At 68.9% G+C, this 13,166-nt stretch carries 8 protein-coding genes and 1 pseudogene; 2 read left to right on the forward strand and 7 right to left on the reverse strand.

What is annotated here, in order from left to right; translation table 11 throughout:
- Positions 1–130: 130 nt before the first annotated feature.
- From AAEX60_RS00220 to AAEX60_RS00230, 3 genes and pseudogenes are all read right to left on the reverse strand, one after another.
- Positions 131–2,008, reverse strand: coding sequence for a hypothetical protein (locus AAEX60_RS00220; protein WP_342100182.1), 1,878 nt, complete (start codon positions 2,006–2,008; stop codon positions 131–133).
- A 299-nt stretch (positions 2,009–2,307) separates the two neighbouring features.
- Positions 2,308–2,619, reverse strand: a pseudogene (locus AAEX60_RS00225) (hypothetical protein); the annotation flags it as partial.
- 203 nt (positions 2,620–2,822) lie between these two features.
- Positions 2,823–4,694, reverse strand: a complete 1,872-nt coding sequence (locus AAEX60_RS00230; protein WP_342100184.1) for an exo-alpha-sialidase — start codon at positions 4,692–4,694, stop codon at positions 2,823–2,825.
- Positions 4,695–5,218: 524 nt separating this feature from the next.
- On the opposite strand from AAEX60_RS00230, the gene AAEX60_RS00235 reads away from it, so the two are divergent.
- Both AAEX60_RS00235 and AAEX60_RS00240 read left to right on the forward strand, forming a co-directional pair.
- Positions 5,219–6,460 carry a sensor histidine kinase gene (locus tag AAEX60_RS00235; RefSeq protein WP_342100187.1) on the forward strand — a complete coding sequence of 414 codons (1,242 nt, stop codon included), beginning with the start codon at positions 5,219–5,221 and terminating at the stop codon, positions 6,458–6,460.
- Positions 6,457–7,116, forward strand: a complete 660-nt coding sequence (locus AAEX60_RS00240) for a response regulator transcription factor (RefSeq protein ID WP_342100189.1) — start codon at positions 6,457–6,459, stop codon at positions 7,114–7,116. Before AAEX60_RS00235 ends, AAEX60_RS00240 begins: the two co-directional genes overlap by 4 nt.
- A gap of 267 nt (positions 7,117–7,383) precedes the next feature.
- Here the strand turns inward: AAEX60_RS00240 and AAEX60_RS00245 are convergent, their stop codons facing one another.
- The 4 genes from AAEX60_RS00245 to gnpA all read right to left on the reverse strand — a co-directional run bounded on the left by AAEX60_RS00245 (position 7,384) and on the right by gnpA (position 12,894).
- Positions 7,384–8,280, reverse strand: a complete 897-nt coding sequence (locus tag AAEX60_RS00245) for a carbohydrate ABC transporter permease (RefSeq protein ID WP_342100192.1) — start codon at positions 8,278–8,280, stop codon at positions 7,384–7,386.
- Positions 8,280–9,224, reverse strand: a complete 945-nt coding sequence (locus AAEX60_RS00250) for a carbohydrate ABC transporter permease (protein ID WP_342100194.1) — start codon at positions 9,222–9,224, stop codon at positions 8,280–8,282. Before AAEX60_RS00250 ends, AAEX60_RS00245 begins: the two co-directional genes overlap by 1 nt.
- A gap of 37 nt (positions 9,225–9,261) precedes the next feature.
- Entirely contained in the window at positions 9,262–10,593 is a 1,332-nt protein-coding gene (locus tag AAEX60_RS00255) for an ABC transporter substrate-binding protein (protein WP_342100195.1), read from the reverse strand.
- Between the two features lie 84 nt (positions 10,594–10,677).
- A complete protein-coding gene (gene gnpA / locus AAEX60_RS00260; protein ID WP_342100197.1) occupies positions 10,678–12,894 on the reverse strand; it encodes a 1,3-beta-galactosyl-N-acetylhexosamine phosphorylase in 2,217 nt (738 codons plus the stop codon).
- Positions 12,895–13,166 lie beyond the last annotated feature (272 nt).

The following is a 13,166-nucleotide window of genomic DNA, read 5'->3' on the forward strand; positions in this document are numbered from 1 at the left end:
CACGGCGGCCGAGCCTGTCGAGGCCCTCCCAACAGGGCCGCCGCCCTCTCACCAGACCCCGCGACAAGCTCGGGGACCGCGGTTGCCACGCGCCTTCGAGGTCCGCGGTTGTGGACCGGAGGGCAGCCTCTCAGGGGCGGGGGACGCCGGGGCCCTGGGTGCGGCTGCAGAGTTTCCAGTCCAGCACCAGGGTTCCGGTGCGGCCGGTCACCTCGATCACCGAGGGTTTGCGGCCAATCGCCGTCCAGTCGCTGCGCAACCGGGCATAGTCGGTCTCCAGCACCTGGCCGTCGACGACGAAGGGGCCACCCCAGGTGAGCCGGTGCTCGTGGTCCGGGGTGGACCAGACCAGGGTGTCGCGCAGGTGCTCCAGCCGGCACCTCTTGAGGTAGTCGACGAAGTGCGCCAGGGAGCCGAAGTCGGAGCGGTCGGCCAGCATCACGGCCCAGCCGGTGATCAGCCCGCGCTGCACCAGCTCCGACTCATTGGGCATCTCGATCCGGTTCAGCGCCATCGCGCCGAAGTAGGAGTCGTCCCGCCGGCCAGCGACGATCCGCTCGCTCAGCGTCGTCTCGTCGAACTTGGCGGCCGGGAAGTAGAGGTGGCTCAGCTCGTGTCGCTGCCCCTCCAGGTAGCCGCGTCGCGCCCGCAGGTCATGCAGCGCCAGCAACACATTGCGAACCTGGGCCACATCGGGCCGGATCCCATTGCCCACCCAGCCCGACGGCGTGGCCGGACGCGCGTCGGAGCCCAACATGGTGGAGCCGGGGTGGGTGGAGAAGAGCTGGATCTGCCCGGGCAGCGCCGCCACCCAGATGTTCTCCTGGTCACCGAAACTGCCCGGCTGGTGACGCTGGGCGCTGCTCAGCAGGTAGTGCGGGGTGCGGTAGGTCTGCACGTCGGCCCGGTTCAGGGCGGTGCCCTGGGTGATCGGGTTGAGCGAGCGGACCAGGGCGGACAGCACCCGCCGGGACGGCACCTTGCGGAAGGGCGCCAGCGGGGCCAGGTAGCTGTTGGCGTCCAGGTGCAGCCGCTCCAGGGCCTCCATTGTGATTCCGATGGACTCCGGGGTGGTGAAGGCCTCCATCCCCCAGTACAGGTGCAGCAGGGCGTCGCGCCGGCTGGTGACGCCGGGCAGCCCCTGCCGGGAGACCTCGAAGCTGGCCTCGCTGACGTCCAGGCCGTGGGAGCTGGTGATCAGGTGATCGGCCTGTGCGAAGGCGATCTCCCGCACCACCTGCGGGATCCGGTAGCGGCGCCGGGCCAGGAAGATCGACGTGTAGCGGCTGGGCTCGAAGTCCGGCCGATTGCGGGAGAAGGCACTGGCCACCACCGGGCCGATCTCGGACACTTCCGGGTAGGCCTTGGGCAGCGCGTCGGAGCGGCCCGACGAGGCGACGAAGTGCCCGTCGAAGCGGTGCATCGCCAGGTCCAGCATCAGCAGGTCCAGCACCATGGTGGCGCGGGTGGTGAGCTCCTGGTCCTGGCAGTGCTCGATCAGCAGGGTCAGGGCGGAGATCTTGATGGCGTGGAAGGTGCCGGACAACCATTCACTGAAGCCGTGCCGGAAGCGGTTGCCCAGCCACTCCAGCAGGCGTCGACGGGCCCGCTCGGCCTTCTGCCGGCCGGTGCGGCCGTCATTGGGGAAGGTGCGCTCGCCAAAATACTGCCCGGCCAGGTATTCGCAGACGGAGAAGACCACTTGGTGGCCCTCGCTCCAGTGGCACATGGAGTCGTCGCCGCGCTCGTCCATCCAGAACCGGAAACCCAGGACGCTGTGCTCGATCCCCTCCCGCAGCACGTCGGGCAGGGCATCACCGCCATCCAGCAGAAGGGCCAGCACCACCATCATCCGGTAGTCGGCCAGGTCCTCCCGGGCATCGATCTGCGCCAGGTATTCCTCCAGCCAGCCCGGGTCATGAATGCCCTCGGCGATGGCGTGCGCCACGGCGGCATAGCCGGTGGCACCCTCGCCACCGGACGACACCACCACCGGGGGCTGGCTCATCGCACTCCTCATTCACCTCGTCGGGGCCCGGCGACACCCTTCACCGTCGCGATCCCGAGTGACGATTCTCTCCCACGACCGGGCCAGAGCGCATCCCCCCTGAGTCGGATCTGGACCCGCCGGACCGCGCGGCTCGGATCCGGTGGACACCGGAAGGCGAGTGCCACGGGCCCGGTTCCGGGACGCACGCCATCCCTCCGGTGGCCAGCCTCGGCTCCGGATTCCGAGAAGTGACCCCCCGTCGTCCGGCCGCCCGCCCCTCCCCGCGGGGCGTGGCAGTACCAGTCGGATTTCGGCGGTCAGTTCCCAGAATTGGACGCCCGACCACAGCCGGGGCACTCGCTGGCCTCTTCCTCAGGGGTGAGCCGCTCGGCCAACAGCTCCAGGACGTGCCGATACTCACGCCCCGTGGCACGAGACATACCCAACTCACAGGTCCGGTTGGCGCTGGCGAAGGCCTCCACCGGTTGGCCGTCCGCCTGGCGCTGGGCCACCACGGCGGCCACCTCCTTGGCCTCCGCCACGGTGGCCGAGGCGGTCAGCTCCGGGTGCAGCATGCCCCGATCCCCCGCGAAGCCACAACAGCCGGTGTCCACGGGAACCACCACCTCCAGGTCACCCGCCGGACCCGGCCCAACCATGAGCGCAGCCACCGCCGCGCGGACCTCGACACCAGCAACCGCTGTAGGCCGAGCCGATCCGACGCGTCGCAGCCGGGAAGTGGTTGATCGAATTCCCCGGGAGGCACCTCCAGACGCGGGTGGGCTGGTGTGGTCCACGGGGACCACACCAGCCCAACCCGGTGTGAGAGTGCTCAGCCGAAGGTCACGGTCTGGCCGCGCAGCTCGACGGTAGTGAGGTCCTCCCCGGAGGTGGAATTCCACGTCGTGGCCGGAGTGAAGGACCCGGCATCCAGGTCCGCCTGGGTGATCAGGTGGTAGGCGCTGGTGCAGGTGTACTGGGCGCCGGCCGCCAGGCTGCGGTAGCGGCAGTTCTTGGCATCCACCGCGGGGTCCAGCCCGCGCAGGTTGCCCGTGGGCGAGACGGTGGTGGTCTGGTCCGACACATTCTTCACGGTGTAGCTGAAGGACAGCCGGTCCCCCACCCGGTAGCTGGCCCGCGGGTTGGTCAGCGTGCCGCCGCTGACCTCGATCCGGCCGGGGATCTCGCTCGGCAGGCGCGGCACCTTCACCACCAGCGTGCCCGTGGCCCGGCGTCCCTGGGCGTCGGTCACCACGACGGGCAGCCGGTAGGTGCCACCCTTGGTCTCGGCCGGCACCTGCACGGCCACCCGGGTCTGGACGCTGGCCCCGGGCTGCAGCTGGCCCACGGACGCGACGGCGGTCTGCCACCCCGCCGGGGCGTCGATCTGGACGGAATGGATCTTCTGCACCGGCCCCAACTGGTTGGTCAGCCGCAGCGACGTGGTGGCCGACCCGCCCCGCTCGATGGTCAGCTCCCCCGCGGGCGCGATCCCGGTGCACATCCCACGCAGCCAGGACAGGTTGAACTTGGCGAAGATGATGCCATTGTGGCCCGGTTCATAGGCCAGGCCGATCCGCCCGTCGGGCAGCACGGCCAACGTGGAATACGCCATCGCACCCGCCCGGAACTCCCGCGCGATGGGCCAGGTGGTGCCGTCATCACAGCTGGCCCGCACGGTTCCATGGGCCCGGCTGGTCTTGCTCGCGGCATTGGAGAACAGCAGCACCTTGGCCTCCGGGCTGCCCGGGGCGGCATTCGGGAAGGCCCGGATGATGGAGCCATTGTTCACCGGGTCCGGCAGGGCGCGTTCCAACCGGACCTCACCGTAGGTGACGCCGCCATCCTCGGAGATGGCCACCTTGCGATAGCCCGAACCGCCCGAATCCCGGGAGTTCAGCATCACCCGGCCATCGGACAGCTCCACCACCTTGTTCTCGTCCATCCGGGTGCCCACCGGCTTGCCCGACTGCCACGTCTTGCCATGGTCGTCGGAGTAGATGGTCACCGCCTGCATGTCACCCGACGCGATCCGGATGGTGAACTGCTGCAACAGGCGCCCGGCGTGGGGGCCCTGCGTCAACTGGATGCCCTGTCCCGAGGCCGCGAACCGGGACCGGACCGTCAGGTCGGGAGTGATGTCGGGCGTGATGATCCGGTGGGTCCAGGTCTTCCCGTCGTCACGCGAGGAGCTGACCTCGGCATGCAGCACCTTGCGATCCTGCAGGTCAACCCCGGGCTGCGAGGCAATAAAGCCTGCGTCCATGGAGTACACGTGGAAGTTGAAGATCTCGCCGGTGGTCCGGTCGATCACATAGCTCGGGTCCGAGTACCCCTCCACGGGCGCAGTGGTCTTGCCCGCATGCACCGCGGTGGTCGGCTGCCAGGTCCGGCCCATGTCCTCTGAGCGACGCTGCAGGATGGAGTTCGGGCCCGGGGCGTCGATGCCGGTGGGGCGGCCATCATAGGAGGTCAGCAGCGTGCCCCGGTTGGTCACCGCCAGGGCGGGGATGCGGTAGTTCGGGAAGACCCCGTCGCCACCCATCGCCAGGGTCTGTTCCGTGTAGTTCGGGGTGCCCGCCCAGAACGGATCGGGCGTCAGGTCGACGTCGGCCTGGGCGACGGCCGCGGGAGCGGCCAGGCCAAGGGCACCGACGGCCATCACCAGACCTCCCAGCAGGGCGGCGGGCTTCTTTGCACGCATGGGTTCTTCCTCTCACGGGGGCTTGATATCGGATGTCCGATGTCTAACACCTCAACCTAGGGTCCGCCCCGAGGGCCGTCAACGACATCGCGCCAGATGAACACCCAGCATGATCGCTTCCCCTGCAGGGTTTCGCGGGCGCCACCGAGCCGCCATCAACCACGCGCCACCGGACGGCGGGAAGTCCGCACCATGGCCGAGGCCTGGCCCCATCCAGCCGACGTCGTGCACGGCGCTGCCCGGGCGCGCGGTAGCCCGGACGACCCTGAGCGCGGCTGGCGGTGTTTGCGATTCACTGGGCGGTCCCGGCCGAACCCCGCAACCGGGGCTGGCGTCCAATTCTGAAAACCGGCCACCGAAATCCCCGGCTTCCGACCATGCCCGTCGGCGGAACCGGAGCGGGCGAGATTCCGGGGTCGATTTCCAGAACTGGACGCCAGCCCCATTCACCGGCCCGCGGGTCGACCCGGCCAAGACCGTGGTGGCATCCCTCCCGAACGCCCCCGGTTCTAGGCTTGGGGACGATGATCAGCACCGTGCGCAGCTCCTTCGACGAGCTCGGTCACGCCACCTGGGCCCTGGACCTGGCCGTGGCGGGCCTGCTGTTCGTTTTCACGGTGATCCCGATGGCGCTCGGTGGGCTGGGCGGCGGGCAGGGTGCCGACGCCCTGTTGATCGGCACCGGGATGTGCGCGGCGGTGGTCACCCGGCGCCGCTTCCCGATGCTCACCCTGCTGCTGATCACCCTGCTGTGCATCCTGCACGCCCTGACGCTGACCTTCCCGATCCCTTCCCTGGTCAGCGTGCTGCTGGTCTCCTACTCCGTGGCCCGCTGGGTGCCCGGGCACCGCTCCCGCGTGGTGCTGGTGCTGGGGGCAATCGGCGCCATCGTGGGGCCACTGCCCTGGGTGGCCAACTACGCGGCCGGGATGGCCATGCTGGCCACCGCCAAGACCCTCTACGTGCTCACCGCCCTGCTCTGCTTGGGACTGGTGGTCACCTGCTATGCCATCGGCCGACGGGTGCGGGAGTCCGCCGAGGCGAGCCGCGCCCGCATCCTGGCCGAGGCGGAGCGGCGGGCCCTGGAACTCTCCGAACGGGAGCAGGCGGCCCGGATGACCGAGGCCACCATCCGGGCCCAGATCGCCCGGGAGCTGCATGACATCGTGGCCCATTCCCTGTCCGTCATGATCGTCCAGGCCGAGGGCGGCCGCGCCCTGGCGGCCAAGAAGCCGGAGCAGGCACCGATGGTGCTGGACACGATCGCGGAGACGGGGCGGGAGGCCCTCACCGAGATGCGTCGGATCGTGGGGGTGCTGCGCGGCGGCGTCGGCGAGGACGCGGCCTTCGCCCCCACCCCAGGCCTGCCCGACATCCCGGAGATGGTGGCCCGCTCCGGTGACCGGGTACACCTGTACGTGGAGGGCACCCCGCCGGTGGTGCCGCCGACGCTGGGCCTGACGGCCTTCCGGGTGGTGCAGGAGGCGGTCACCAATTTCCTCAAACATGCCGGGCCCGATGCCACCGCCACCGTGACCCTGACCTATTCAGCCCAGCTGATCGTCGCCGAGATCAGCGACGACGGGCTGGGCGCCGAGGCCGACTCCGACGGCAGGGGGCACGGCTTGCAGGGGATGCGGGAACGCGTCGTGTCCATGCATGGCCAGCTGCTGGCCCAGCCGAAGGCCACCGGGGGTTTCCTGGTGCGCGCCATCCTCCCCGTCCCGCTTGCCCTTGATTCCCTACCCGCACAGGAGATGCCATGACCACCCCGATTCGCGTGCTGCTGGCCGATGACCAGGCGCTGGTGCGCAGCGGTTTCCGGATGCTGATCGAGGCCGAGGACGACATGGAGGTGGTGGCCGAGGCCTCCGACGGGCAGCAGGCCCTGGCCGTACTGGCCAAGCACCCGGTGGACGTGGTGCTGATGGACATCCGGATGCCGGTGATGGACGGGGTGGAGGCCACCCGACGGTTGGCGGCCAGCGGGGCCCCGACGAAGGTGCTGGTGCTGACCACCTTTGACCTCGACGAATATGTCTTCGCCGCGCTGAAGGCCGGAGCCTCGGGTTTCCTGCTGAAGGACGCCCGGCCCGCCGAGCTGTTGAACGCCATCCGCACCGTGGCGGCGGGCGACGGGGTGCTGGCCCCCTCGGCCACCCGACGGCTGCTGGAGCACGTGGTGCCGATCCTGCCGTCGACCCCCGGCGGGGCCGACCCCCGGCTGGAGCTGCTCACCGACCGGGAGCGCGAGGTGCTGGTGGAGATTGCCCACGGCGCCACCAATTCGGAGATCGCGTCCACCCTGTACATGGCCGAGGGCACGGTGAAGACCCACATCGGCCGGCTGCTGGCCAAGCTGCATGCCCGGGATCGGGTCGGCCTGGTCCTCTTCGCCCACGAGGTGGGGCTGACCCGCTAGGAATCGGCCCCGGGGGGACCCTCCACAACTCTTGGTCACCCGACCAGTTATCCCGATAGAGCGATTGGCGATCTCCGTTGCCACTATGGCACTGGAGTCCGACAATCGCTCTATCGGGATAACTGGACACCCGACAAACTCCGGGACAGGCCGAGGGATCAGGGCCCCGGCCCGGCAGGCGGACCCAGACCCGACGGCGACCAGGGCCAGCCAAGGGGCCTCGACGAGCGGTTCGTGAGCCTGTCGAAGGGCGGCCGCGTGCCGGGTCTATCCCTTGACGGCGCCGGCGGCCAGGCCGGACTGCCAACGCTTCTGCAGCCCCAGGAAGAGCACGATCAGCGGGATGACGCCCAGCAGCGCTCCCTGCAGCACCGCCCCGTACTGCGGGTTGAAGTAGCTCATCATCCCGTACAGGCCAAGCGTGACGGGCTTGAGCTCGGCGGAGTTGAGCATCATCAGCGGCAGCAGGAAGTTGTTCCAGGTTGCGACGAAGATGAACAGGAAGATGGTGACCATCGCCGGGGCCAGCAGCCGCAGGACCATGGTGAAGAAGATCCGGGCCTCCCCCGCACCGTCGATCCGGGCGGACTCCAGGATCTCGTCGGGCACCGACGACTGGGCGTAGACCCGGCCCAAGAAGACACCGAAGGGGCTGACGCACGACGGGATGATGATGGCCCACATCGTGTTGGTCAGGCCCATCTTGTGGAAGACCAGGTAGAGCGGGATGGTCAGCAGGGCGATGGGCAGCAGCAGGCCGGCCATGATCAGGATCTGGACGGCACTGCGCCCGGCAAAGCGGAACTTGGCCAGACCGTAGCCGCAGGCCACGCTGAGCAGGGTGCCCAGCACCCCGGCCAGGGTGGAGTACAGCACGGAATTGCCCACCCAGCGCCAGAACATCCCCTGGGTCCAGCCCATCAGCGCGTGGTAGTTCTCCGTGATGTTGTTGTGGGCGAACAACCAGCCGCTGGTGGAGACCAGATCGGCATTGGACTTGGTGGCCGAGATCATCAGCCAGACGATCGGCGCCAGCGAGTAGACGAGCACCAGCAGGAGCACGGCGAGCGTGATCAGCCGGGCGGGGCGCGAGGGGCGCAGCGACGGGGGCAGCTCGTCCACGTCGGTACGAGCCTTCGGCAGGAACTTGGTGAGCGCGGACATCAGTCGGCCTTCTTCTGGGCGTAGGCGTAGACGACGGCGAGCACACCGGCAATCAGCGCCATCAGGATGGAAATGGCCGAGGCGGGCCCGTCACCCGACGGGGAGATACCGCCCATCATGGTGTTGTAGGCCATCATCATCGGCGTGTAGTCATTGCCCATCCACGGGTTGACGGTCTGGAGCACGGCGGGTTCGTTGAACAGCTGCACCGTGCCGATGATGCTGAGCAGCACGGCCAGCAGGGTGGCATTGCGCACCAGCGGGATCTTGATCTGGCGCACGATGGTCCACGACGACGCCCCGTCGAGCCGGGCGGCCTCGTAGAGGTCGTGCGGAATGGCCTGCAGCGCGGCCAGGAAGATCAGCATGTTGTAGCCGGTGAAGGTCCAGGTGGTCATGTTGGCCATGGACCACAGGATCACCTTCGGGGAGAAGAAGGGGATGTGGATCCCCACCAGCCCCAGCACCTGGTTGATCGGGGAGAACTGCGGGTTGTACATGTAGGTCCACATCAGGGCGGCCACGACGCCGGGCACCGCGAAGGGCAGGAAGAAGCCCAGCCGGAAGATCCCGACCCGCTTGACCATCTGCGAATCCAGCAGCAGGGCCAGGGCGAGTGCGGCGCCGATCATCACCGGTACCTGCACCACGCCGAAGGCCAGTACCCGTCCCATCCCCCGCCAGAAGGCCGCGCCCTCGGCGATCTCCACATAGTTGCGCAGGCCGACGAACTGGTTGGCCAGTTCACCGCCGCCGTAGAGGCCACCGCCCGAGGGCACGGCCCGGAAGAAGGACGAGTAGACCGACACGCCGATCGGGATCAGGAAGCAGAAGCTGAACAGCACCGCGAAGGGTGTGACGAATGCCCAGCCGGTCAGGGCCTCGCGTCGCCGCCCCGGGTGGGGCTTGCGCCCCACCCGGTGAACCGAAGTCGAAGTCGACATTGCTTGCCTTTCTCAGATCTGCGTGTCGTGGTGGCGGTCAGGCGACGGGAAGCCCGGCGTCCTTGAGGGACTGGACGGAGGTGGTCTGCGCGGCCTCGAAGATCGCGGAGACCTTGCCCTTGCCCTCACCCGCGGCGGCGGCGGCCTTGTTCATCGGGTCGGCGACGGCCGGCCAGGTGGGGACGTAGCCGAAGTTCGGGTTGATGGACTCGTTGGCCTTGCCCAGCTCGGCCATCACATCCTGCCCACCGAAGAACTTCTTCACCTCGGCCGGGGTGGTGACGGTGCCCTTGGCGGCCACCACCAGGCCCTGGGTGGCCAGCTCGGTGGTCTGGGTGTTGAACCAGTTGTTGAACTCCATCGCCTGGCTGGGGGCCTTGCAGCCCTTCATCACGGCCACGCCGGAGCCACCGTCGGGGCCGGTCATCTGCTTGTCGCCGAAGGCGGGCAGCTGGGCCACCTGCCACTGGCCGACATTCTTGGAGCCGGCCATGTCGCCGGCCAGCAGGGAGGCCTCCCAGGCGGCACCGATGGTGCCGATCAGCTTCTGGTCCACCAGGGCCTTCTTGAAGCCGTCGCCCCAGCGATTCTCCACCAGCGCGGCCTTGCCGTCGATGGCGCCCTGCCAGAACTCGGTGACCTTGGCGGTCTCCGGGCTGGTCACGTTGACCTTCCACTTGTCGCCCTCGGCGGTGTACCAGGAGGCGCCCGCGGCGGCGGCCTGAGCGGCCAGGCCGTACTGGGCCTCGTCGGGCTGGAAGGCGACGGCGTACTTGCCCTTGGCGGCGGCCTTCTTGGCGACGTCGGTCAGCTCGGCGACGGTGGTGGGGGCCTTGAGGCCCAGCTTGTCGAACTCGGCCTTGTTGTAGAAGTAGACCAGCGGGCCGGAGTCCTGCGGCAGACCGACGGTGGCGGGGCCAACCTTCATCAGGCCCATGGCGCCCTCACTGAAGCCGTCCTTGTACTTGTCGGCGTCGGCGGAGACGTCGGCCAGCAGGCCCTTGGTGAACAGCGACGGGATCTCGGCGTAGCCCACCTGAGCCAGGCAGGGGGCGGTGTTGGCCTTGGCGTCGTTCTCCAGCTTCTTGATCATCTCGGGGGCCTTGCCGTCGAACTTGGTGGCCTTGACCTGGATGTTGGGGTGTTCCTTGTTCCACTTGGCGACGATGTCAGCCACCTTGGTCATGCCCTCACCGTCGGGCAGGCGGTGCAGGTAGTCGATGGTGACCTTCTCCGTGCTGGCGGCCGACGAGGAACCGCCGGCCGAGGACGCCTGCGTGGCGGGCTTGTCGCCACCACAGCCGGTGAGTCCGAGTGCCACGACGGCCAGTCCGGCGACGATGCCGCGGCCCGCGAAGCGAGTGTTCATTTCTTCCTCCGGTGTTCGGTACTGCTGTTTGGATGGTGCTGATCTTGGTACTGCAGGATTTCTGGTGCTGCGTCCGCAGCCTGTTCAGTTGTCGTTGGTCTGGATCCACTGCAGGCCGGCGGGTGGCAGCTCCACCGCCCACTGCTGGCCGTCGGCCCCGTGCACCGTGGTGTGTACGGCCTCGGTGGCATTGTTCACCGCCAGCAGTTCTCCCGCCTCGGCCTGGTGGGCCACCTCCACCCGGGGATCGTCGGCGATCCACCGGCCGAAGTCGGCCTCCCGGCCCGCCGCCCAGTACAGCGCACGGTGCAGCAGGCGGGAGTTCTGGTGGCTGTAGGGCAGGCCGCCCAGGTAGACGGCCCGGCCGGCGCCGAAGGTGTTGACCGCCGCGTCCACCTGGCCGTCGTGCGCCGCCAGCACCTGCACCTGATCGGTCACTGGCAGGACGTCGCGGGTGCCCTCACCCACGTCCAGGGCGCCGGTCAGGTCGGCGGTGAGGAAGTGTTCGGTCACCGGCTCGCAGCGACGGTTGGTGGAAAGCCCCCAGCCCGTCTCGTGGTCCACGCCGAAGACATCGCTGAGCTGGAAGACGGCGCCGCCCACCGGCCAGGCCGTCGGGTCACCGACGCCCACCAGGCCGCCGCCCTTGGCGACGAAGGCGCGCACCGCGGCGCACAGCGCCGGATCCTCCCAGGCCGGGCCGCCGGAGAAGGCGGTGCCGATGGCGCCGGCATTGACCAGCACCCCGATCCCCTCGGGGACGCCCTGCGCCACCTCGTCGAAGGAGAGGAAGTCGACGTCGAAGGGCAACCCGGCCAGGGCTTCCAGCACCCCCAGGTAGCTGTAGGCCTGCCGGTACCACAGGGCGTGCGCCACCATGTGGGTCTGCCAGCTGCGCAGCGAGCCCCAGGCATTGACGATCCCCACCCGGAAGCCGGCGACATCGGGGCGCTTCCCGGCGAAGCGCTCGTGGATCTGGCGGAACTCCTGGACGATCTCCTCCATCCGGTCAATGAAGTCCGGGTGCTCCAGGGCCAGGCTGAGGTAGCCGCCATAGCCGATCCGGTCCAGCGGGGAGCGCACGATGGCGCGTCGGGCCGCCAGCCAGGACTCGTTGGCCTCGGCCACCGGGTCGCCGCCGGGGTGGAAGACGTCGGGGAAGAAGTAGGGCAGCAGCCGGCCCTCGGTGTACTTGACGCCGGGGATGTCGCTGATCATCCGGCAGGTGGCCGCGGAGCCGACGCTGCCCACCACGGCGTCCAGCCCGGTGCGGGCGAACAGCGGGCCATAGGGCTCGGTGCCGATCCAGTTGTCGCCCAGGAACATGATGGCTTCCTTGCCCTGGGCATGCACCTGGTCCACCAGTTCGGCCACCCGGCCGGTGACGAAGTCGTGCTGGAAGGCAATCCAGTCCCGGAAGGCGCGGCTGGGCAGCCGGAAGGGAGAGTTGTAGTAGCCCTCGTCGACGAAGTCCTCGGCCTGCAACTGGTAGCCGTGGGCCTGCTCGAAGGCCTCCATGGCGGCGACGCTGACGCTGGCGGAGTAGCCGAACCAGTCGACGAAGCGCTCCTTCGCGTCGGCGCCGTAGACCAGGGTGAAGTGGTAGAAGAAGGTGGTGAAGCGCACCACGTCGACGTGCGGGTGGCTGGCCAGCCAGTCGGCCAGTGCCCCCCGGACGTGCTGCCAGGTCTCCTCGTGACGCACGTCGTAGGGGGATTCCTTGATCCGGGTGAGGTCGTCGGCCCAGTTGTTGGTCAGGTAGTTGTACATCTGGGTGGGGTCCCAGACCTGTTCGGCCAGGAAGTTCACCGTGTAGACGTGGCCGGCCTGCGCATCGCTGAGCACGACGGTGTGGCCGTCGGGCTCCAGCCGCCACTGCTCGGCCGGGACGACGCGGGACTGGGTGCGGTCAATCACCTGCCACCAGCGGGCCACGTCGCATGCGCAGTCCGGGGTGACCTGCTGGGAAAACCAGGGCGCCATGATGTCGATGGCCAGTTCCCCGTCGGCCATGGCCGGGGTGCGCTCGCTCATCAGGTAGATCCGGGTGCGCTGCTCCGGGTGGGCGTCGGCCCAGGCCTGGTCACCGCGGCCGACGAAGTAGGTCTCGTAGACCTTGACCGCCAGCTCGTTGACCAGCTCGGGCAGCTCGGTGCCGTCGCTGTTGCGCACCGCGTCGGCGCCCAGACGGTCCAGCAGGACCCGGATCTGGTCATCCAGACCGGTCTGGATCGGCAGCGTCAGGCGGCCGGTGGCCGGGGACACCTGACCGGTGGCGGGCTGCTGCGTGGACCTGTGCATCTGGACTCCCTCGACCAATGCTGGAAACGGCTGCGAAACAGAATATGTTCGCTCGATAAACGAAATGCTACGCCTCTTCCGGCTCAGGTCAACCACCGGTCACCAAAAGTGAGCGATCCCACCCCGAAAGCCCGCCGCGACCCCCCCGCCGAAACCGGGTCTGACTTCAGCAGATCCTGCACTGGCGGGGCTCCGTCGCCCGGCCGGGCGACGCTCCGGGGACGGCGCGCCGGCCGGATCAGCATGCCCCGGAACAGGGTGGCCGGAACAGG

This window comes from Luteococcus sp. H101, from assembly GCF_038433155.1.
GTDB lineage: Bacteria > Actinomycetota > Actinomycetes > Propionibacteriales > Propionibacteriaceae > Luteococcus.

Coding starts and splice junctions, on each gene's coding strand:
- AAEX60_RS00220 (WP_342100182.1), bottom strand. CDS start 2,008: ATGAGCCAGCCCCCGGTGGTGGTGTCGTCCGGTGGCGAGGGTGCCACC.
- AAEX60_RS00230 (WP_342100184.1), bottom strand. CDS start 4,694: ATGCGTGCAAAGAAGCCCGCCGCCCTGCTGGGAGGTCTGGTGATGGCC.
- AAEX60_RS00235 (WP_342100187.1), top strand. CDS start 5,219: ATGATCAGCACCGTGCGCAGCTCCTTCGACGAGCTCGGTCACGCCACC.
- AAEX60_RS00240 (WP_342100189.1), top strand. CDS start 6,457: ATGACCACCCCGATTCGCGTGCTGCTGGCCGATGACCAGGCGCTGGTG.
- AAEX60_RS00245 (WP_342100192.1), bottom strand. CDS start 8,280: ATGTCCGCGCTCACCAAGTTCCTGCCGAAGGCTCGTACCGACGTGGAC.
- AAEX60_RS00250 (WP_342100194.1), bottom strand. CDS start 9,224: ATGTCGACTTCGACTTCGGTTCACCGGGTGGGGCGCAAGCCCCACCCG.
- AAEX60_RS00255 (WP_342100195.1), bottom strand. CDS start 10,593: ATGAACACTCGCTTCGCGGGCCGCGGCATCGTCGCCGGACTGGCCGTC.
- gnpA (WP_342100197.1), bottom strand. CDS start 12,894: ATGCACAGGTCCACGCAGCAGCCCGCCACCGGTCAGGTGTCCCCGGCC.